At 60.4% G+C, this 20809-nt stretch carries 18 protein-coding genes; 11 read left to right on the forward strand and 7 right to left on the reverse strand.

Translation table 11 applies throughout. The features are described 5' to 3' along the window. Window positions 1-382: 382 nt before the first annotated feature. Window positions 383-1072 (reverse strand): GntR family transcriptional regulator, encoded by a 690-nt coding sequence (locus PMI35_RS15550; protein WP_008060030.1) that lies wholly within the window; start codon window positions 1070-1072, stop codon window positions 383-385. 140 nt (window positions 1073-1212) lie between these two features. Between PMI35_RS15550 and PMI35_RS15545 the strand changes: the two genes are divergently transcribed. From PMI35_RS15545 to PMI35_RS15515, 7 genes are all read left to right on the forward strand, one after another. Beyond that, complete coding sequence (locus tag PMI35_RS15545) at window positions 1213-2295, forward strand: ABC transporter ATP-binding protein (RefSeq protein WP_008060031.1); 1083 nt, start codon at window positions 1213-1215, stop codon at window positions 2293-2295. Between the two features lies 1 nt (window position 2296). Then, a complete protein-coding gene (locus tag PMI35_RS15540) occupies window positions 2297-3214 on the forward strand; it encodes an ABC transporter permease (protein ID WP_008060032.1) in 918 nt (305 codons plus the stop codon). Continuing rightward, the gene (locus tag PMI35_RS15535; RefSeq protein WP_008060033.1) at window positions 3211-3999 is read left to right on the forward strand and encodes an ABC transporter permease; all 789 of its coding nucleotides are present in this window, start codon (window positions 3211-3213) and stop codon (window positions 3997-3999) included. The genes PMI35_RS15540 and PMI35_RS15535 overlap by 4 nt, the downstream gene beginning before the upstream one ends. A gap of 17 nt (window positions 4000-4016) precedes the next feature. Further along, a complete protein-coding gene (locus PMI35_RS15530; protein ID WP_008060034.1) occupies window positions 4017-5069 on the forward strand; it encodes an extracellular solute-binding protein in 1053 nt (350 codons plus the stop codon). Between the two features lie 147 nt (window positions 5070-5216). Further along, a complete protein-coding gene (locus tag PMI35_RS15525) occupies window positions 5217-6413 on the forward strand; it encodes an amidohydrolase family protein (RefSeq protein WP_008060035.1) in 1197 nt (398 codons plus the stop codon). Continuing rightward, a complete protein-coding gene (locus tag PMI35_RS15520) occupies window positions 6410-7897 on the forward strand; it encodes an amidohydrolase family protein (protein WP_008060037.1) in 1488 nt (495 codons plus the stop codon). Before PMI35_RS15525 ends, PMI35_RS15520 begins: the two co-directional genes overlap by 4 nt. A 12-nt stretch (window positions 7898-7909) precedes the next feature. Then, window positions 7910-8572: a flavin reductase family protein gene (locus tag PMI35_RS15515; RefSeq protein ID WP_008060039.1), complete on the forward strand. Its 663-nt coding sequence runs from the start codon at window positions 7910-7912 to the stop codon at window positions 8570-8572. Window positions 8573-8693: 121 nt separating this feature from the next. On the opposite strand, the gene PMI35_RS15510 is transcribed toward PMI35_RS15515, so the two are convergent. The 5 genes from PMI35_RS15510 to PMI35_RS15490 are packed head-to-tail and all read right to left on the reverse strand — an operon-like array spanning window position 8694 to window position 15381. Further along, complete coding sequence (locus tag PMI35_RS15510) at window positions 8694-11792, reverse strand: error-prone DNA polymerase (protein ID WP_162135928.1); 3099 nt, start codon at window positions 11790-11792, stop codon at window positions 8694-8696. Further along, complete coding sequence (locus PMI35_RS15505) at window positions 11768-13183, reverse strand: Y-family DNA polymerase (protein ID WP_008060043.1); 1416 nt, start codon at window positions 13181-13183, stop codon at window positions 11768-11770. Before PMI35_RS15505 ends, PMI35_RS15510 begins: the two co-directional genes overlap by 25 nt. A 7-nt stretch (window positions 13184-13190) precedes the next feature. Beyond that, complete coding sequence (imuA, locus tag PMI35_RS15500; RefSeq protein ID WP_008060044.1) at window positions 13191-13808, reverse strand: translesion DNA synthesis-associated protein ImuA; 618 nt, start codon at window positions 13806-13808, stop codon at window positions 13191-13193. Continuing rightward, window positions 13808-14425, reverse strand: coding sequence for a transcriptional repressor LexA (gene lexA / locus PMI35_RS15495; RefSeq protein ID WP_008060045.1), 618 nt, complete (start codon window positions 14423-14425; stop codon window positions 13808-13810). Before lexA ends, imuA begins: the two co-directional genes overlap by 1 nt. Window positions 14426-14463: 38 nt before the next feature. After that, window positions 14464-15381, reverse strand: a complete 918-nt coding sequence (locus tag PMI35_RS15490) for a LysR family transcriptional regulator (RefSeq protein WP_008060046.1) — start codon at window positions 15379-15381, stop codon at window positions 14464-14466. 103 nt (window positions 15382-15484) lie between these two features. Between PMI35_RS15490 and PMI35_RS15485 the strand changes: the two genes are divergently transcribed. Both PMI35_RS15485 and PMI35_RS15480 read left to right on the forward strand, forming a co-directional pair. Then, entirely contained in the window at window positions 15485-17227 is a 1743-nt protein-coding gene (locus PMI35_RS15485; protein WP_008060047.1) for an amidohydrolase, read from the forward strand. Window positions 17228-17329: 102 nt separating this feature from the next. After that, window positions 17330-18067, forward strand: coding sequence for a TorF family putative porin (locus PMI35_RS15480; RefSeq protein ID WP_008060048.1), 738 nt, complete (start codon window positions 17330-17332; stop codon window positions 18065-18067). A 109-nt stretch (window positions 18068-18176) separates the two neighbouring features. Here the strand turns inward: PMI35_RS15480 and PMI35_RS33925 are convergent, their stop codons facing one another. After that, window positions 18177-18425 (reverse strand): DUF971 domain-containing protein, encoded by a 249-nt coding sequence (locus PMI35_RS33925; protein WP_081504823.1) that lies wholly within the window; start codon window positions 18423-18425, stop codon window positions 18177-18179. A 725-nt stretch (window positions 18426-19150) separates the two neighbouring features. On the opposite strand from PMI35_RS33925, the gene PMI35_RS35905 reads away from it, so the two are divergent. Next, window positions 19151-20035, forward strand: a complete 885-nt coding sequence (locus PMI35_RS35905; protein WP_008060050.1) for an McbB family protein — start codon at window positions 19151-19153, stop codon at window positions 20033-20035. Further along, window positions 20016-20807 carry a hypothetical protein gene (locus PMI35_RS33935; protein WP_008060051.1) on the forward strand — a complete coding sequence of 264 codons (792 nt, stop codon included), beginning with the start codon at window positions 20016-20018 and terminating at the stop codon, window positions 20805-20807. Before PMI35_RS35905 ends, PMI35_RS33935 begins: the two co-directional genes overlap by 20 nt. Window positions 20808-20809: the final 2 nt, after the last annotated feature.

Raw genomic sequence — 20809 nt, forward strand, 5'->3', positions numbered from 1 at the left:
GCCTTCCTGGTCTGCGGGGGGGAAACGTGCAGGAAGGGTTTGGCGTTCACCCGGGTCCTGAGGGGTGAAAGCATTGGGGAATTTAGTGGAAGTGAGGAATGAGACGTTTCCGAGAATCGTGTAGGGCTTTTCCTTATTGGAATCTCGGCTTAACCGTGTCGGATAACGCTGTAGGAGCGAGCATGCTCGCGAAAAACCTGAGAGCACCGCGGGGTGTCAGGCTTCCCGCGTAATCGTTAACGACCATCGCGAGCATGCTCGCTCCTACAAGGGGGGCTAGCGCTATTGCGGTGGGTCGATGTAAACCTCCCGGGGACTGTCAAGCCCTCATCGCGGGCAAGCCCGCTCCCACAGATTGCATCTTCAGATTCAGACCGGGTGTTTACACCTCAATCAAATGCTTGAGCGGGTTGTAGCTACTTTTCAAGGTCGCCGCCACATCCAGAATCGCCTTCTCGATTCCATTCAAATGGATACACGTCAGCTCGATGGCCGCGCTCTGGTTGCCCGCCTCGATGTACTCGATCAAACGCAGGTGTTCGTCGTCGCGGCAGGCTTCGTGGCTGTCGTCATCCAGCGCGGCGGCGTACAGCGAGGCCCGGGAGATCAGTTTCTGGAACCAGTCGAGCAACACCGGGTTGTTCAGGCTGCGGGCCAACTTGATGTGGAACTCGCCGAGCAGGTGGATCAAGCGTTCGTGGTCACCGTTGCGATGCGCCTCATCCTCGAGCAGCAAGTGATCGCGCAAATCCCGGGTCACCGCCGTATCGCGCCGGCGACACAGTTCGCTGACGATGCCGATCTCCACCAGGCGCCGGGTTTCGAACAACGAACGGATCTCTTCGTCGCTGGGCAGCGACACCGACGCACCTTTATTGGGCTCGGTGGTGACCAGTCCATCGGCTTCCAATTGCTTGAGCGCGGCACGAACCGACGTGCGGCTGACATTGAAAAGTTCGGCCAACGAAACCTCGCCCAGCTTCATGCCGGGACGCAGCGAGCGTTTGCTGATCGCCTCGTAAACCCCTTGGTAGACGCGGTCTACCGTGGTTTCCAGTTTCTTTTCCGCCATTCAAAGACTCCTTCAGTGCTGTGCAACCGGCCCCAGGCGAATGAACAGCCTTGAAAAAGGGGGTTGCATGAGCAGGTTAATCCGGGTATTTCTAAATTGCATCCAGATTTTGCATACAATAATTAGAGGAATGCACCATTATGGGTCATCCAGTTGCAATTGAAGTGCGTAACGTCTCCAAGCGCTATTCCGACGATCCAGGACTGGCACCCGCCCTGGACAACGTCTCGGTCGACATCGCCGACAACGAGTTCTTCACCCTGCTCGGCCCCTCCGGCTGTGGCAAAACCACCCTGCTGCGCACCATCGCCGGCTTCGAGCATGTCAGCGAGGGTGAAATCCGCCTGGCCGGCGAACCGGTCAACGACCTGCCGCCGTTCAAGCGTCGGGTCAACACGGTGTTCCAGAGTTACGCGCTGTTTCCGCACATGAGTGTTGCGCAGAATATCGCCTTCGGGCTCGAGATGCAGGGTCTTGATCGCAAGCAGATCGCACAACGGGTCGATGAGATGCTGGCGCTGGTGCAAATGCAGCACCTGGCCAAGCGCAAACCCGCCGAACTGTCCGGCGGTCAGCAGCAACGGGTGGCTCTGGCCCGGGCCCTGGCGCCGAAACCGAAAGTATTGTTGCTGGATGAACCGCTGTCTGCGCTGGACCTCAAGCTGCGCAAGGGAATGCAGGTCGAACTCAAGCGTGTGCAGAAAGAAGCCGGGATTACCTTCATTTTCGTCACCCACGATCAGGAAGAAGCCCTGACCCTGTCCGATCGCATCGCCGTGATGTCCGCCGGCAAGATCTTGCAGATCGGCACACCCAACGACATTTACGAACGGCCCCAGCATCAGTTCGTCGCCCAGTTCATCGGCGACATCAACTTCCTCCCCGGCCACCTCAAGCGCGGCCAGCACAACGAACACCTGTTCGTGCCCAATGGCATGCCGGTGGAGATCCCCTGCCTGCCTCAGGGCATCGACGGCAAGGTGCAACTGGCGTTTCGCCCGGAGCGTTCGCAACTGGTCGACCCGGCACAACCGCACCACCTGCGCGGGGTGATCGAGGCCGTGCTGTATGTCGGCACCGCGACCCTCTACCAGTGCCGCTTGAATAACGACATCAAAGTCATGCTGCGTGAAAACAACGAAGGCCTTAACCGCAATCGCGGGGTCGGTGACCGTGTCGCGGTCAACCTGCCACCCCACGCCTGCCTGTTGATGGAGGCCTGAGATGAGCGTCAGCAGCACTTCCCCAGCCCTCAACCGCGCGCTGTTGCTCAGCCCGGTGGTCCTGACCCTGCTGGCCCTGATCGCCATTCCGCTGGGCATCATGGGCTACATCAGCCTGTTGCCGCGCAACGTCTATGGCGGCGTCGACTGGCAGGCCGACTGGCAATTGCAAAGCTACGTGCAGCTGTTTTTCCAGGAAGGTTTCGATGGCGAACTGGAGCTCAACTGGGTCTACGCCCAGGCGCTGTTGCGCTCGGTGTTCCAGGCCGGTGGCACCACGGTGTTGTGTTTCCTGTTCGGCTTTCCGGTGGCGCTGTGGATGTCGAGCCTGACACCGCGCCGGCGCAACCTGATGGTGTTGCTGATCACCATCCCGTTCTGGACCAACCTGCTGATCCGCAACTACGCCTGGCTGATCATCCTGCGCGAACAGGGCTGGGTCGCCCAGAGCCTCAACGCACTGTTCCCCAGTGCCGGCGGCATCACCCTGCTCTACAACGACTTCGCGGTCAGCGTCGGGCTGGTCTACAGCTTCCTGCCGTTCATGATCCTGCCGATCTACTCGACCCTGGAAAAACTCGACTGGCGTTTGGTGGAAGCCGCCTATGACCTGGGCGCCAATCGCTGGCACGCGCTCAAGCGGATCATCCTGCCGCTGTCGATGCCGGGGGTGATCGCCGGTTCCCTGCTGGTGTTCGTGCCGAGCCTGGGTGCCTTCATCACCCCGGCGATTCTTGGCGGCGGCAAGACCCTGATGATCGGCAACCTGATCCAGCAACAGTTCGGCACCGCGCGCAACTGGCCCCTGGGCAGTTCGCTGTCGTTCCTGTTGCTGGGGATTCTGCTGCTGTCCCTGGTGCTTTACGCCCTGTATAGCCGCAGCGCCGCCAAAACTCTTCGTCGGGGAGCCACCGCATGATCGCCCTGCACCTGAAAAAACTGCCGATGACCCGGGAAATCAGCCTGCTGATCCTGGCCTACCTCTACTTGCCGATCTTCGTGTTGATCGCCTACAGCTTCAACGCCAACCGCTCGGCGACGGTGTGGACCGAGTTCTCGTTCGCCTGGTACGGGCGGATCCTGGCCAACCCGTCGATCCAGACCGCGGCGCTGAATTCGATCATCGTCGCCGGGATCGCCACGGTCTGTGCCACGGCGATTGCGCTGCTCGCGGCACTGGCGACCTACCGGCCGTTCTATGGCCAGAAGATGGTCGAAGGCGGAATCAACCTGCCGCTGATCCTGCCGGAGATCGTCACCGCCGTGGCCACCCTGCTGTTGTTCATGGCGCTGGGGATCAAGCTGGGTTTGCTGACGGTGATCGTCGCGCACATCGGCTTCTGCATTCCTTTCGCCTACCTGCCGATCCGCGCGCGACTCAATGACCTGGACAAAAGCCTGCTGGAAGCGGCGAACGACCTGTACGCCAATCCATGGCAGGTGTTCCGCCGGGTGACGCTGCCGCTGTTGTGGCCGGCGGTGCTGTCCGGTTCGGTGCTGGCGTTCGTGGTCAGCCTCGACGATTTCATCATGACCTTCTTCGTCGCCGGTCCCGGTTCCACGACCCTGCCGGTGTACATCTTCTCGGCGATCAAGGCCGGCGTGACGCCGGAGATCAATGCGATCTCGACCCTGATGCTGGTGATTTCCATCGTGCTGGTGGTGCTGGCCTTCTGGCTGGGACAGCGCGGCAAACAACAATGAGCCTGGAGTGTTCGTCCATGAAAGTGAAAAGCATGCGTTTCGCCTTTGCCGGTCTGGCCTTGAGTTGCTTCACCGCGCTAAGCGCCCAGGCCGCCGAGCCCAAGGAACTGTTCTTCTACAACTGGACCGATTACTACCCGGTCGACCTGCTGGCCAAGTTCGAAAAGGAGACCGGGATCAAGGTCACCATGGACGGCTACGACAGCAACGAAACCCTGCTGGCCAAATTGCAGGCCGGGGGCGCGGCGTACGACGTGATCGTGCCGTCGCAATCGATCATGCGCACCTTGATCAACCAGAACCTGCTGCTGCAAATCGATGCCTCGACCCTGCCCAACTTCCAGTACGTCAAGCCGGCGTTCCGCGATCCGAGCTTCGACCCTGGGCGCAAATTCTCGGCGCCGTACCTGTGGGGCAGCACCGGGTTCTCCTATGACAGCGCGCGGGTGCCCGGCGGCAAACTGGATGACTCGTGGAAAGAGTTCTTCGAACCGCGCAAGGAACTGCAAGGTCAACTCGCCGCCCTCGACACCTCCAGCAGCGTGATCAACGCCGCCAGCCATTACCTGAACGTCGATGAGTGCACGGAAAACCCGCAGGACGCCAAGCGCATCCTCGAACTGCTGCAAAAACAGAAACCCTTCCTGAAGATGTACAGCTCGGACAACACCGTCGACCGCATGGCCTCGGGCGAAGTGATCATGATGCAGAACTGGAACGGCTCCACTGCCCGGGCCACCTTGCAGAAGAGCACCATCAAGTACGTGTATCCGAAAGAAGGCCTGGCGATGTTCCAGGACAACTTCGCCGTGCCCAAAAGCGCGCCGCACCCAGGCAACGCCAAAATCTTCATCGACTGGATGATGAAACCGGAAAACGCCGCCGCCGTGTCCAACGCCATCGCCTACGCCAACGGCATCCAGAGCGACAAGCTGATCGATGCCAAGTGGCGGGTCATGGACGCCATCAACATGCCCGACGAATTCGCCTCGCGCCTGCGCCCCGAAAAGGAATGCAGCAACAAGGCGCGTGAGCTGCAGGACCGGATCTGGGCGAAGCTCAAGGGCTGATCCCAAACCGAGTCGCGGCCATCGCTGGCAAGCCAGCTCCCACAGTGATTTGTGCTGATCACACATTTTGTGAACACCCCCAAACCTGTGGGAGCTGGCTTGCCAGCGATGAGGCCCTCCCAAACAACACAGAATTTGAGGTAAGCAATGACCCAACCCCGCTGGCTACGCAACGTGCGCCCCTACGGCGCCCCCGCCGAAGACCTGCTGATCGAAAACGGCCGGTTCAGCCAACGCCGCCCCGCTTCGAACGAAGCCCTGTCGGCCACCGACATCGACGGCCGAAACCAACTGCTGACCCCTGCCCTGGTGGAAAGCCATGTGCACCTGGACAAAACCCTCTGGGGCCAGCCCTGGCGCCCCAACAGCGCAGGTCCGACCCTCAAGGACTATATCGCCAACGAGCGGCGCATCCTGCGCGAAGTCACCGCACCGATTGCGCAACGCGCCGGTGCCCTGCTGGAAAACTGCATCGCCCGCGGCTCGCTGACCCTGCGCTGCCACGTCGATATCGACCCGGAGTTCGGCCTGCGTCATGTCGAAGCCATGCAGCAGCTGCAGGAAAAATACCGTGACCTGATCGACCTGCAACTGGTGGTGTTCCCGCAAACCGGCCTGATCAGTCGCCCCGGCACCGCCGAGCTGATGCGCGAAGCCATGGCCCTGGGCGTGGAGAACGTCGGTGGTCTTGACCCGTGCGGCATCGACAACGACCCGATCGCCCAACTCGATTTCGTGTTCAAACTGGCCAGCGAGTTCGACCGTGGCGTCGACATTCACCTGCACGACAAGGGCGAACTGGGCCTGTGGCAGATCGCCCTGATCGCCGACTACACCGAACGCTTCGGGCTTCAAGGCCGGGTGATGATCAGCCATGCCTATTGCCTGGGCATGTTGCCGTGGAACCAGGTCAAGCCGGTGGCCGAACGCCTGGCGACCCTGGGCATTTCGCTGATGAGCTCGGCCCCGGCCGATTGCGCGGTGCCGCCGTTCCTGGCATTGCGCGAGGTTGGCGTGAATGTATGCCTGGGCTCGGACGGTATCCGCGACGCCTGGTCGCCCATGGGCAACGGCGACATGCTGGAGCGGGCGATGCTGCTGGCGTTTCGTTTCGATCTGAACAAGGACGAAGAACTGGCGGCGGCGTTTGAGGCGGCAACGGTCAATGGCGTCCGGGCGCTGGGTCATGAAGGTCTGGGCCTGGAGATTGGCCAACGGGCGAACTTCCTGTTGATGCCGGTGCAGACCTTGGGCGAAGCCGTGGTTTCGCGGCCGCTGCGCGAGGTCTATCGCGGTGGGCAGTTGATTGCCTGCGGTGGGCGCCTGCTGGAAAGTCGCCTGTGAAACGCATCGGCCTCAAGGCCACCTGCGTGGTCGGCTTCGACGGTGCGCAGCATGTGCTGTGGCGCAACGGCGAAGTGGTGTTCGAAGGCTCGCGCATCCTGTTTGTCGGGCGTGATTATGCAGGGCCGGTGGATCAGTGGATCGATTACGGCAACGCGCTGATCGGTCCCGGCTTCATCGATCTGGATGCCCTGGGCGATCTCGACTCGACGGTGCTGACCCTGGACAACGGCAACGAGCGCGACATGGGCCGGATGTGGTCGGCGCAGTATCTGGCGCGCGGCCCACGGGAGAGCTACAGCCCCGAAGAAGAAGTCTTCAAGTACCGCTACGCCTTCAGCCAATTGATCCGCAACGGCATCACCACGGCCATGCCGATCACCTCGATGTACTACCGCGAGTGGGCCGAGACCTACGACGAGTTTGCCGCGGTGGCCGGCGTGGCGGCCGAGTTGGGGCTGCGCACCTACCTCGGCCCTTGCTACATGAGCGGCATGAGTTACTGGCAGGCTGACGGTACCCTGGCCCATCACTGGGACGAAGCCCGGGGTCTGGCCGGACTTGATACGGCGCAACGTTTTTTCAGTGAATTCGACGGTGCAAACGCAGGCCTGATCCGCGGCGCGCTACTGCCGGATCGCATCCAGACATGCACGCCGGCCTTGCTGCAACGCACCGCTGCGCTGAGCCGGGAGCTCAATGCACCGATGCGCTTGCATTGCTGCCAGGGCCTCGGCGAAGTGGCGATGGTGGAGCAACTTCGCGGTTTTTCACCACTGGGCTGGCTGGAGGATCTGGGCCTGCTGACCCCACGCAGCCTGTTGCCCCACGGCATCTACACCCACGGCGATGCCGACCTGCAACGGGTAGTGGATGGTGGCGCCAGCCTGGTGCATTGCCCGGTGGTGTTTGCCCGGGATGGCGAGGCGCTGAATTCGTTTGGTCGCTATCGCGCCAAGGGCATCAACTTCGCCCTGGGTACCGACACCTGGCCTGCGGATTTGCTGGACAACATGCGCCAGGGTTTGAACATCGCGCGCCTGATGGAAGGCGGTAATTCGCTCACCAGCGCGCTGGATCTGTACAACGCTGCCACCCTCGGTGGCGCCAAGGCCCTGGGCCGCGACGATATTGGTCGCCTGGCGCCGGGGGCCAAGGCCGACATCACCGTGTTCAGCCTGCGCGGCCTGCACCTGGGACCGTTGTTCGACCCGTTGAAAAACCTGGTCCTGGCCGGGCGCGGCGACGATTGCATCGCCAGCTACATCGATGGCCGCTGCGTGATGCAGGACGGTCAGGTTCAGGGTGTCGACTACCCCGCCCTGCAACGCCAGGCCCAACAGCAATTCGAAAAACTGATGCGCAGCCACAGCGACCGGGCCTTTGGCCAACCGGACTGGAAGACCCTGTTCCAACCGGCCATCCCGTTCGCCGACGACTACAGCGCACAGGCGCCGCTGTGCGCCATTGATCCACTCCTTTAGAGAATCCTGCCCATGCAAAGCTTCGACTTCAGCCAACTGAGCCCACGGGACAAATACAAGATTCTGATCGGCAGCGTGGTGCCACGGCCGATTGCCCTGGTCACCACCGTCGACGCTGAAGGCCGCGTCAACGCCGCGCCGTTCAGCTTTTTCAACGCGCTGTCGGCCGACCCGCCGATCCTGGCGCTGGGCGTGGAGAACTACGGCGACCAGAGCCCCAAGGACACCACGCGCAACATCCAGCTCAATCAGGAATTCACCGTGAACATCGTCAGCGATGCCTTGGTGGAAGCCATGAACGTCTGCGCCGTCCCCTTCGCCCCGGGCTTCGACGAACTGACCGCCGCCGGCCTCACCGCCATCCCCGGCACCACGGTCAAATGCCCGCGCATCGGCGAGGCTCCGGTGGCACTGGAGTGCCGGCGGATGATGGCGCTGAACATTGGTCAGTCGCGGGAGATCATCTTTGGTGAAGTGTTGATGGCCCATGTGCGCGATGAGCTGATCGACCCGAAGACGTTGTACATCGATCAGCTCGGGCTTGATGCGATCGGGCGGATGGGCGGCCATGGCTATGCGCGTACCCGGGATTATTTCGATTTGCCGACACGCTCTTTGCAGGCGTGGACGGATGCACCGGGGGGTGGCGAACGGTTTTGGCCAGTTACCAAATAATGCGTGTTCACACATAACCTGTGGGAGCGGGCTTGCCCGCGAAGGGGCCAGCACAGCCAGCATCTGCGTTGACTGACACTCCGCCTTCGCGGGCAAGTCCGCTCCCACAGGTTTTGCGGGGTCAATGGAAATCGCGGCTGCGCACAGTGATGCCGTCGAGCAGTGGGCTCAAGTCACTCAAGCGCCCGGCAATCAGATGCCGCACCTCCCCCTCCTTCTCCCAGCGCCCATCGACCTTGAGCAATTGCGAGCCCACCAGCACCTGGCGCTGGCGCTCGGCCAGGTCGCGCCAGACCACCACGTTGACGTTGCCGAACTCGTCTTCCAGGGTGACGAAGGTCACGCCGCTGGCGGTGCTCGGGCGTTGTCGCCCGGTCACCAGCCCGGCGACGCTGACCGGTCGCCCGTGCTCCACCGCCAGCAACTCCTTCGAACTGCGGCAGCGCCGGGCTTTCAACTCAGCGCGCAACAAGGCCAGCGGGTGCGGCCCTAGGGTGGTGCCGAGGCTGTTGTAATCGGCCAGCAGGTCCTCGCCGACCGTGGGTTTGGGCAGCGCCACTGTGTCCTCCTCCTGACGGGGTAGGCCGGCAAACAGGCCGAGCTGCTTTTGCACCCCCGCCACTTCCCAGCGTGCCCGGTGCCGGTCGCCGGCCAGCCCCCGCAAGGCACCGGCATCGGCCAGTTGCTCCTGGGCGCGAGCATCCAGGCCTGCCCGTTCGCCAAGGTCGGTGATGTCAGCAAAGGCGCCTTTGGCCCGCGCCGCCTCGATGCGCCGGGCATCGTCCTGGCGAAAGCCCTTGATCATGCGCAACCCCAGGCGAATCGCCGGTTGCGCACCGGCAATCGGTTCGAGGCTGCAATCCCAGTCGCTGGCCCGCACGTCCACCGGGCGAATCTGCAAATGGTGACGGCGCGCGTCCTGCAGAATCTGGTCCGGGCTGTAGAAACCCATGGGCCAGCTGTTGATCAGGGCACAGGCGAAGGCCGCCGGTTCGTGGCATTTCAACCAGCAACTGGCGTAGGTCAGCAAGGCAAAGCTGGCGGCATGGGATTCGGGAAAACCGTAGCTGCCAAAGCCTTTGATCTGTTCGAAGATCTGCGCGGCGAAATCGGCGCTGTAGCCTTTTTTCTTCATCCCGGCAGCCAGGCGATCCTTATGCGGCTCTAGTCCACCGTGGCGTTTCCAGGCCGCCATGGAGCGGCGCAACTGATCGGCTTCGCCGGGGCTGTAGTCGGCGGCGACGATGGCGATCTGCATGACCTGCTCCTGGAACAGCGGCACGCCGAGGGTGCGTTTCAACACCTCGCGCAGCTCTTCGGAGGGATAGCTTTCGAGCTCCTCCTTGTTTCGCCGACGCAGGTACGGGTGCACCATGCCGCCCTGGATTGGACCTGGGCGAACGATGGCCACCTCGATCACCAGGTCATAGAACTCGCGGGGCTTGAGCCTGGGCAGCATCGACATCTGTGCCCGGGACTCGATCTGGAACACGCCGATGGTGTCGGCACGGCCAATCATGTCGTAGGTCAGCGGGTCTTCGGAGGGGATCGTCGCCAGGCTCAAGTCCAGGTTGCGATGACGGCGCAACAAATCGAGACAACGACGAATCGCGCTGAGCATGCCTAATGCCAGGATATCCACCTTGAGCAGGCCGACCGCGTCCAGATCGTCCTTGTCCCACTGGATGATGGTGCGCTCGGCCATGGCCGCGTTTTCCACCGGCACCAGCGTATCCAGGGGATGCTCGGAAATCACGAAGCCGCCGGGGTGCTGGGACAAGTGCCGGGGGAAACCGATCAGTTGTTGCGTCAAACTCAACACCCGGCGCAGCACCGGGCTCTCGGGATCGAAACCGCCTTCACGCAGGCGCTCCACGGGTGGTGTTTCATCACTCCAGTGGCCACAGCAATCAGCCAGGGCATTGATCTGGTCCGGCGGTAAACCCAACGCCTTGGCCACATCACGCACGGCGCCGGCCGCGTGGTAGGTACTGACCACCGCAGTCAGTGCCGCGCGGGTCCGTCCATAGCGCTGGAACACGTACTGCAAGACTTCTTCGCGGCGTTCGTGCTCGAAGTCCACATCGATGTCCGGCGGTTCGTCGCGCTCCTTTGAGAGAAAGCGCTCGAACAGCATGTTCATCCGGTCGGGGTCGATTTCGGTAATGCCCAAGGCGAAACACACCGCCGAGTTGGCCGCCGAACCTCGGCCCTGACAGAGAATTTTCTCGCGCCGGGCGAAGGCGACGATGTCCTGTACGGTGAGGAAATAACTCTCATAGCCCAGCTCGGCGATCAGCCCCAGTTCCTTGTCGATCAGCCCGCGAACCTTCTCGCTCGCACCCTGGGGCCATCGCTGGCGAATGCCACGCTCGGTCAATTCCCTGAGCCAGGACGCTGCGCTGTGGCCATCGGGCACCAGCTCCCGCGGATACTGATAACGCAACTGAGCAAGATCAAAGGTGCAGCGCCGGGCGATGTTCAGCGTTTCTTCGAGCAAGGCTGGCGGATAGAGCTCGCGCAACACATCGAGGCTGCGCAGGTGCCGTTCGCCGTTGGGGTGCAGGCGCAACCCGGCATCGGCCACCGGCAAGTGATGACGGATCGCGGTCATGGTGTCCTGCAGGGCCCGGCGCCCGCGTGCATGCATGTGCACATCGCCACTGGCCACCGCGGGAATCCGCAGCTCCCTGGCCAGCGCCAGGAGATCGTTCAGTCGCCGGGTATCGTCCTGGCCGCGATGCAGCTCGACCGCCAGCCACAGGCGTTCGGCGAAAGCCTGCTTCAACCAATGGCCCTGTTCGAGGTCATCGACCGCAACCGGTACCCACAGCGCCAACAGTCCTGGCAACGCTTCGCCGAAGTCTTCGCGCAGCACTTGATACTGACCTTTTTGCGTGCGGCGTCGGGCTCGGGTGATCAGTCGGCACAGGGTCTGGTAACCCTCGAGGTTTTCCACCAGCAACACCAATTTTGGGCCATTCTCGATGCGCACCTCACTGCCGATGATCAATGGCAGCTCCACGAACTTCGCCGCTTGCCAGGCACGGACGATACCAGCCAGGGTGCATTCGTCGGTGATCGCCAGGGCCTGGTAGCCCTGTTTTTTCGCCCGTTGAAACAACTCCAGGGCGCTGGAAGCACCGCGCTGGAAACTGAAGTTCGACAGGCAGTGCAGCTCGGCATAGTCGGTGCTCATGCGAACCAGCCCTGCAGCCACAACGGACCACCCTCGCCCACCGCGCGATAGGCCCAACCCTGCTGGCCGGCACGGGTTTCGATCAGGTAGTAATCACGGCGCACGTCATCGCCGTCCCACCAACCGGACTCGATGCGTTCCGGTCCCATGAGGATGCGCGTCGAGCCCTCGTGCACCGCCAGCGGCTCGGTCAGCAACCAGCCCGGTCGCTGCACGGTAGGCAATCGCGCACAAGGCTGGCTGTCGGCATTGGCCTGCCACGCGCACTCGGGCCGGTGATCGGCCTGAAAGCGCAGGCCATGCACGGCGTCATCCCCCAGCCGTGCGCGCAGGCGTTCGCGCAGTTGTTCCCAGGGCAAAGTCTGCTGCGGCCGATCGTCGAACAGCTCCTGAAACTGCGGAACGAAGCTCGGCAGGTCTTCGGCGCGCAGGCGAAAACCGCGCACCGGGGCCTCGACCTGGACTTGCTCCAGACGCCCCCGGGCCAGCTCGAACAGCATCGCCGGATCGCGTTCGGCGCTGAGCAGGCCAACCTTGATCAGCGTGTCCGGCAACCCGGCGTGCTCCAGGTGCAGGTCGAAACGCTGCACACCGCTGTCCCGACCGCACAGGAACGCCGACAGATCCCCCGTCAGGCGGCGTAACGGAAACAGCAAGGCCTGATGGGATTGCACATCGAAATTGAGCTCGATGCGTACGTCGAAACGGTCCGGCGGCAGGTAAAACGCCAGCGCCAGACGTCGTGTCCCCAGCAAGGCATCCAGGTGCATGAGCACCTGGGCCTCGAAACGCCGGGCCAGGCTATGCCGGGGCAACGCCTGCATCTGGCTCAAGGTGCGCAGGCCCATGCGCGACAACGCCGTGGCGACGCTGGCCTGCAGCCCGATGCGGTCGATGGGCATTTGCCCCAGGTAATGCTGCAAGGCTTGCTCGTCGGGCACCACCAGGCCGTCATAGGCGTTGGCCAGCATCCGCGCCGCCACCGGATTGGGCGCGGCGACGATGCGGTGACGAAAGCCCAGTTCGCCGAGTTCGCTGCGCAGGCGCGCCTCCAATTGCGGCCAGGGGCCGAACAGCCCCAGGCTCGACTCGATTTCGAACACCAGCGCCCGCGGGTAATGCACGCTGACCTGGGAACTGAAGCGATAAGCCCAGGCGGCCAGGAATTGCTGCCAGTGTTCGATGTCGGCGACGTCGTACTCGGCGGTGGCAAAGCCCTTGCTCAAGGCCTGGGCGGCGCTCATCGACTGGCCGGGGCGCAGGCCCAGCGCCCGCGCCGGGCCGTTGACCGCCTGCAGCACCCGACGCTGGGCCGGGCCGGTCAACAGCGCCAGTGGCTCCTGGGGGTCGGCGCGCTGACGCAGTACCGCGTCCAGCGCCAATTGCGGAAACAGAATGCACACCCAGCGCATGGCAACCTCAATGCCCCACGGCGAAGGCAATCGGCGTCGAGCGGGCCAACCCGCCGCGGCACTTGAGCACCCGCAATTGCGCAGGCTGGGCATCAATGGCGATGCGCAGGGCCGCGGGCGAAGGGTTGATCGCTTCGCTGAGCGAGCGATAGGCGAACGCCAGGGTCGAGCCGGTTTCCGCCGCCACCTGCAAGCGGCGCAAGGCGCGGTCATCGGCCTTGTGCGGCCAGCACAGCACCGCGCCACAACTGCCCGAACGCAGGCATTGTTCCGCCGCCCACAACGCATCGCGCTCGCTGGCCTGGATGATCGACAACTGGCGCAGATCGACCCCGGCGTTCTGCCAGGCCTGGGGATAGGGCACGCAGGGCGGCGCCACCAGCACGATGCGCTCGCCCGCCGCCGACAGCCGCGCCAGCGCCGGCCACACCAGTTGCAACTCGCCCACGCCCTGCCCGGCCAGGAGGATTTCCGTCAGCGCCGCCTCCGGCCAGCCGCCCGTGGGCAGCGCCGCATCCAGTGCGGCATGCCCGGTGGGTTGCGGGCTGACGGCCGGTGGCGCAGGCCGGCCCCTCCAGACCTGGCCGCCATTGAACAGCGTATCCAGCGCGACGACGGCACCCATCAGCCTTGCCTCACCAGGCCGCAGAACACCCCTTCGATGGCCAGGTCGCGGTCGGCTTCTACGATGATCGGTTGATAGGCCGGGTTGCGCGGCAACAGGCGAACCCGCTCGCCGACCCGCTCGAAGCGCTTGATGGTGACTTCGCCGTCGAGCCGCGCCACGACGATCTGGCCATTGACGGCCTCGGGGCTGCGGTGCACGCCCACCAGGTCGCCGTCGAGAATGCCGTCCTCGATCATCGAGTCGCCGCGCACCCGCAGCATGTAGTCCGGCACCCGCGAGAACATCGACGGATCGAATAGCAAGCGGCTATGGACCTCGGCATCGGCACCGATCGGCGCACCAGCCGCCACCCGGCCGAGCACCGGAATGTCCAGCAGCTCGGGGCGCGGCGGCTGCCCGAGCAAGCGAATGCCCCGGGCCTGATGCGGGTTGACCTCGATAAACCCGGCTTCGGTCAGTGCCAGCACATGCTTGCGCGCCACGCTACGGGAGGCGAAACCGAACGCCTCGCTGATTTCAGCGAGGCTCGGGGACTGACCGTGTTCGGCGATGCGTTCGCGGATGAAGGTCAGGATGGCGGTACGGCGGGGAGTTAATGTGGTCATGGAGTACATTTGTACTCTTTGCGCAATCTCCTGGCAAGCACCGTCAATCAATTCAAACCGCGGGACGCCAGAAACGCCGCGATGTAATCAATGAACGCCAACACCTTGGCCGTGGCCCGCCGATGGCTCGGGTACACCGCCAGGATGTGCGGGCCGAAGCTGTCCGGGTCGATGTCATAGTCGGCCATCACCCGCACCAGTCGCCCATCGGCGATATACGGCGCCGCACTCCACAACGGCGTATGCAGCAACCCCCGCCCGGCCAGGGCATTGGCCAGCAACAAGTCGTAGTTATCGCTGCGCAAGCGTGGCGCCTGGGGCTGCGCCAGGCTCAACCGCTGGCCGTCGCGCTCGGCCCACCAGAATTCGCGGCTGAGCAACGGATGGCGATACAACAACCATTCGTGCTCATCGAGAGTCTGCGGGGTGACCGGCAGCCCCTTGCGCGCCAGATATTGCGGGCTGGCACACAGCGCCAGGCGATTGCTGCCGACGACACGGGCGATCAGCCCCGGCAAGTCGTCATGGCCTTCGCGCAAGGCCAGGTCGTAGCCACTCTCCAGAAGATTGACGAAGTCATCGCACAAGTCCACTTGCAGGTTGATCTGCGGGTATTGCTCCAGAAAGCCGCCACATACCTGATCGAGAAAAGCCTGCCCATAGGCCAGCGGCGCAGTGATTTTCAGGCTGCCGCGCAAACCATGCTGCAACTGCTCGATTTCCTCTCCAGCCTCGTCCAGTCGCTGCAACACCTGGCGCGCGGTTTCCAGGTAGAGCCGCCCGGATTCCGTGAGCGAAATCCGCCGGGTACTGCGCTCGAACAAACGCGCGCCAAGTTCCGCCTCCAGGTGATTGACCGCTTTGGTCAGGGCCGACGGGGTCTTGCCCAATTGCTCGGCGGCGCGACTGAAACTGCCCAGTTGTGCCGTGACCACGAACATTTTCAGTGCACCCAGCTTGTCCATTCTTTTTCCATTCAGGCAAAAACGTTTTTCGTGAGTGAGGCGTTCTGCCGAGCGCGGCAAGCCACTAATCTGGCCATCAGACGCAATAACAAGGAAACATTCAATGAAAAGATTCATCCCGAATCTATTAATGCTGGCCGTCAGTTTTGCCTCGTTGGAAGCCATGGCGGCGACTGACCTGGTGCTGTTCAACGGCAAGATCTTCACCGCCGACCGCGACCAGCCCAAGGTCCAGGCACTGGCGGTACAGGACGGCAAAGTGCTGCAAGTGGGCAGCGATGCGCAGATCAAGGCCCTGATCGACTCGGGAACCCAGGTCATCGACCTGGGTGGCAAGACGCTGATGCCAGGCCTGATCGACAGCCACTCCCACGCGATTTTCGGCGGATTGGAGATGGGTTCGGCCAACATGGAAGATGAGGTGGTCGACCTGGACGAGCTGGAAAAACGCCTGCTGGCTTGGCGTGAAGACGGCAAGGCCAGGCACGGCGACGTCCTGAGCGTGGCCGGCATGAGTTCGACCTATTGGGCGCAGGCCCAAGACCTGGGCAAAAAATTCAACAGCGGCGAATGGGCCGCGGTGCCCGTGGTATTCATCGGCAGCGACCATCACACGGCCTGGGCCAACAACGTGATGCTCAAACGCGCAGGCATCGATGCCGCGCTGCTGAAAAACCTGCCAGACGCCGAGAAAGACACCATTGGCAAACTCGCCGACGGCAGCCCCAACGGCTTCCTCGTGGACGCCGGCTGGGACCGGGTCGCCTCGAAAATGCCCTCGCCGAGTGCCGCCGACCTGCTCAAGGCGGCGCAAACCGCCGTGAGCTACAACAACAGCCTCGGCATCACCGCCTGGATGGACCCCGCTGCCAACGCCGCGCCTGGCGAGCCGGTGTTTGCCATGAAGCCCACGGAGAACACCGTCGGCGTGCTGCCGACGTACAAGGCGTTGGCCGAAAGCGGTGGCATGACCGCCCACGTCGCCGCGCTATTGGTGGCCAATTCGAAAAGCGTGCCCGCCGATCTCGACACCCTGGACAAGGTCCGCCAACAGTTCCAGGGCATCCCCAACCTGACGCTGCCCGGCATCAAGATCTTCGCCGACGGCGTGATCGAATACCCGGCCCAGAGCGCCGCGATGATCGACCCTTACACCAACTCGCACAAACCGGGCGAACTGTTGATCGATCCGAAACACTTCGGCGAACTGATCAGTGCCATCGATCAGCGCGGCTGGCTGGTGCACGTCCATGCCATCGGCGACCGCGCGGTACGCGAATCGCTGAACGGCATCGCCCAGGCACGCAAGGACCGGCAGAGCGGCGTGACCCACTCCATCACGCACTTGCAGATCGTCAATCCGAAAGAGTTCGCCCGCTTCAAACCGCTCGACGTCATCGCCTCGATGCAACTGCTCTGGGCCAGCGCCGACGACTACACCACCGGCATGATCAAGCCATACGTCAGTGCCCTGGCGTTCCGTTACCAGTACCCGGCGCACTCGTTGCTCAAACAGGGCGCGACCATCGCCGGGGCCAGCGACTGGGCCGTGTCTTCGCCCAACCCGTGGAACGCCATGGCCCAGGCCATCACCCGGGAGGGTCCGCTCGGTGTGCTCAACGCCGATGAACGCATCGACCGCGAAACCATGTTCTACGCCTACACCCTCAATGCCGCACGCACCATTGGCCTGGACAAACAGATCGGCTCGCTGAGCGCCGGCAAGCAGGCCGACTTCATCGTGGTGGATCGCGATGTGTTCAGCGTCGACGAGAAAGCCCTGCACGACACTCAAGTGCTGCAGACCTGGTTCGCCGGTCGGCAGGTCTACGCGCCAACCCTCTAATAAAAACCGCCCCCTGCCCGACCTCGTGCTTTTCAACACGAGGTACGGCGCAGCCTTGCCCTATTTCTGCCCATAACAATCACAATAGCGGAACGCCCCTCCATGAAAGCTTTCACCCTGTTCGCCCTCGGTTCCTTGAGCCTGCTGCCTTTGAGCAGCCAGGCCATCCCCTTGAACGATGATTTCGCCCTGCTGCTGGACGTGACCCTGGCCAGCGACTATCGCACCCGCGGCATCTCGCAGACCCAGAACGACCCCGCATTGCAGGCCGGTGCAACCCTGGCCCACAGCAGCGGCCTGTACCTGGGCGCATGGACTTCCAACGTCGACTTTGGCGGTGGCCTGAAAACCCGCCAGGAGGTCGATTACTACGCCGGTTGGATGTGGCAGGCCACCGATGACGTCAGCCTCGACCTGGGCTACCTCAAATATGCTTACCCGAAAGAAAGCCAATTCAACCAGAGCGAGGCCTACGGCATTCTCAGCGTCTACGGGGTGAAACTCGGAGCCTATTACTCCGCCGATGCGCCGGGTATCGATAGCGAGCAAAACTCGCTCTACAGCTATGTCGGCTACGAAACCGAGTTGCCCTACGACATTGGCCTGAAACTGCGTTACGGCGACATGGACTTCAAGGATCCGCACCTGTACTCACGCTCGGGTGAGGCTGAAGACTCGTACCGGGAGTGGGAGGTCAAGCTGACCCATGAACTGGCAGGCGTGATGCTGGGCCTGAGCTACATCGACACCGACCTGTCGAAGAGCCAGTGCCTCAGTAATTGGGGCTTCGACGATGTGTGCAGCGCGACGGTAGTGGCGAGCGTCAGCAAATCCTTCTGAGCACCACCGCCCTTGGAGGAGCGAGGCTTGCCCGCGATGGACTTAAGAGCGCCGCGTTCAGCCAGGAACCACGCGTTGCCGTTAACGACCATCGCGAGCAGGCTCGCTCCTACAGGTTTTGAGTTAATCCTTCAAGATAGGCCCAGGGGTAGATCCCCCGTTCATGTCCATCACTGAACACCAGCTGCACCCCATACCCCTGCGAATTCACCTCGATCAGCCGAACGCGGGCATCGACCAGCGGCGGCGTCCCGCGCAATCGAAACGCTTGGCACTGCGAGCACGGGCACTGGCGGCGCAACTCGGCATGATCCAGCCACTGCTCGCGGCCATCCGGCCAGTCTAAGCGCAGCTGCAGTAATCGCTGATGGCTGCGTTTTTCACTTCTGCTAGTGACTTATTCAAAAAAAGAGGACTACCGCTTGTCACTTTTTTATTGAAAAAATAGAGATTAAATAAAATCACCGCCCATCAAAAAATGGAAATCGCACATTTTTTCCTACAGCAATTCTTTACCAGCGCAAGCAAATTTTTCTCCCACTGCAAGAAACTAAAACTCAATCTATTTAAAGACTTCCAAAACCACATTTCTAAAATTCACACCCCTAAACCAAAGCAAACAACTCTCGCTTCCCAAAAACATGTAAGACACGTCCGAAAAACCAGAAGAAACTTCCTACAGCACAAAAAACCCATCCCTTGCACCAAAAATCAAAAGAGACTAAACCTGACGACACCACTTAATCCCAAGTGGCGAACACAACGAGTGAACACAATGAAAAACAATGAACTTGGAAAAATACTCTTCAACTTCAGAAGTGATTATGGATCAAGCACCAATCCTCAAGTAGCTGGAGGTTCAGGAGGTCAAGGAGGATGTGGGGGGAGTGGCGGATGTGGTGGAGGGGGTGGATGCAGCGGTGGTAGTGGTGGCGGCCCTGGTGGATGTGGTGGGGGTGGAGGCACTGGTGGCGGTAGCACTGGTGGTTCTAAAGGTACGTGAATGAAAACCCCATAACAAAACTGTCCGCAGTTTTAGGCAGAAGGATCTTTCACTACGAAAGGTCCTTTAGGAGGAGTTAAATGCAACTGACATTCTCAGAATTTGACATCATAAACCTTCCAGAAAACGAGTCACTGATAATCTCCACACACGGCACATCAAAAACCGAATCAAAAAAATTATTGAACATCCTACAGAAACTAAAAAACCAGGAAAATTTTAGCATCTCGAAGTCGCAACTCAATAAAATTGTCTCCACGCACAACCTACCACTAAAAGACACTTACTTATTCTTGAGTCAAGCGATAGGACTGAAAACCCAACCATCGGAAATATATTTCAAAAAGGTACTGATAGCACATGACCGGCACAACCAGAACGAATTCGAAGCAATAATAGATCAAGAAATAAAGTACAATCATGAAATATTCAGCAACATGAATCATTTAATTGACCGAGCGAAGGATGAGGCACATCTAATTATAATAATTTGCATGCAATATAACTACTCAAAAATTAAAAAACTATACTTTTGTTTGGCAGAGTCATCCCCAAGCAGCGCTATCTCAATAGCGTACTTGAGCGGAAACATCTTTCGTATAAGCCAACCGTACATCCCTATTATTGGCAACGCCTGCCACTTCTGCCTCATAGAAAGGCAGTTAAATTACGAAAGAATCCACGAAAGTCGAAACTCTTGGTCAGCATTGTTGAATTTCTGTGTTGATCGACACGTAACCATACCAACACAACATTTAAGCTTATTACAGAGAAACCTAGCGATAGGCACTTTGATAAAAAAAATCAAACTCCACACTGAGCACAATCAAGAATTCCGATACCAGGACAACTCTCTTGCATCAATGAGTGTAGATATAAACAACGGACTAATTACGGAAGAGTTGAGTCCTCACTGGCACTCTTGCACCTGCCTGAGATCTAAACATGAAAAATATTCCGCATGACTACTACATTAAATTCAGCGACCCAAAAGTCAGCGAAGACGTCTTGGATTTTCACAACAAAGGTAATTTCACCATCCATGACTGCGTCAAAAACATTTCTTCGCTGCACAACCTCCCAGAACATTTGCTCTCAGATTTGACAGGAAATGAACTGCAAATATACCCTGACATGGATATCACGACAAATGAACCTATACTCGACACGCTTGCAACTTCAAGCCCACTCTATCGAAATCAATCATGTGATTTTTTTGATGCGAGCGGCATTGCTTTTGAATCAATAAAGAAACTAATTAGCCCATTACTAAGAAAAGACGAAACCACGAACAAAAGAGGTTACCCGAGTGCGGGCGCACTTTACTCAGTTGAAGTGTTTTGCTGCTCCCTATCACCCGACAACACATGGCCTTGTAGTGAAAAAATATTACACCTACTACCAAACTCTAGAAAATTTGAAGTAATACAGGACAGTTTCGACAATAGCTTATTGACAGAGGCGATATTACCCCAAGGACACAAAATTGGAAATCCTAGCGTAGCCATTATTTACGCCATGTACATCCCGAAAACATTGTTCAAATATCGCTATCGTGGATACAGACTAGCTCTCATGGAAATCGGTTCAATGTACATGCTAGCCGACCTCCAATGCAAACACTTAAATCTCAAAAGCCGTCAGTGGTCTGGGTATACCGACAACATGCTGTGCAGAGCACTGGGCTTAAATCCAACTCTTTTCTTCCCTTCGTGCGTACACTTAATTGGTGCCTAAAA

The organism is Pseudomonas sp. GM78 (assembly GCF_000282475.1).
Classification (GTDB): Bacteria; Pseudomonadota; Gammaproteobacteria; order Pseudomonadales; family Pseudomonadaceae; genus Aquipseudomonas.

Bases quoted from the DNA above. Each gene is read 5' to 3' on its own strand.
- PMI35_RS15550 (WP_008060030.1), bottom strand. From the start codon at position 1,072: ATGGCGGAAAAGAAACTGGAAACCACGGTAGACCGCGTCTACCAAGGG.
- PMI35_RS15545 (WP_008060031.1), top strand. From the start codon at position 1,213: ATGGGTCATCCAGTTGCAATTGAAGTGCGTAACGTCTCCAAGCGCTAT.
- PMI35_RS15540 (WP_008060032.1), top strand. From the start codon at position 2,297: ATGAGCGTCAGCAGCACTTCCCCAGCCCTCAACCGCGCGCTGTTGCTC.
- PMI35_RS15535 (WP_008060033.1), top strand. From the start codon at position 3,211: ATGATCGCCCTGCACCTGAAAAAACTGCCGATGACCCGGGAAATCAGC.
- PMI35_RS15530 (WP_008060034.1), top strand. From the start codon at position 4,017: ATGAAAGTGAAAAGCATGCGTTTCGCCTTTGCCGGTCTGGCCTTGAGT.
- PMI35_RS15525 (WP_008060035.1), top strand. From the start codon at position 5,217: ATGACCCAACCCCGCTGGCTACGCAACGTGCGCCCCTACGGCGCCCCC.
- PMI35_RS15515 (WP_008060039.1), top strand. From the start codon at position 7,910: ATGCAAAGCTTCGACTTCAGCCAACTGAGCCCACGGGACAAATACAAG.
- PMI35_RS15505 (WP_008060043.1), bottom strand. From the start codon at position 13,183: ATGCGCTGGGTGTGCATTCTGTTTCCGCAATTGGCGCTGGACGCGGTA.
- imuA (WP_008060044.1), bottom strand. From the start codon at position 13,808: ATGGGTGCCGTCGTCGCGCTGGATACGCTGTTCAATGGCGGCCAGGTC.
- lexA (WP_008060045.1), bottom strand. From the start codon at position 14,425: ATGTACTCCATGACCACATTAACTCCCCGCCGTACCGCCATCCTGACC.
- PMI35_RS15490 (WP_008060046.1), bottom strand. From the start codon at position 15,381: ATGGACAAGCTGGGTGCACTGAAAATGTTCGTGGTCACGGCACAACTG.
- PMI35_RS15485 (WP_008060047.1), top strand. From the start codon at position 15,485: ATGAAAAGATTCATCCCGAATCTATTAATGCTGGCCGTCAGTTTTGCC.
- PMI35_RS15480 (WP_008060048.1), top strand. From the start codon at position 17,330: ATGAAAGCTTTCACCCTGTTCGCCCTCGGTTCCTTGAGCCTGCTGCCT.
- PMI35_RS35905 (WP_008060050.1), top strand. From the start codon at position 19,151: ATGCAACTGACATTCTCAGAATTTGACATCATAAACCTTCCAGAAAAC.
- PMI35_RS33935 (WP_008060051.1), top strand. From the start codon at position 20,016: ATGAAAAATATTCCGCATGACTACTACATTAAATTCAGCGACCCAAAA.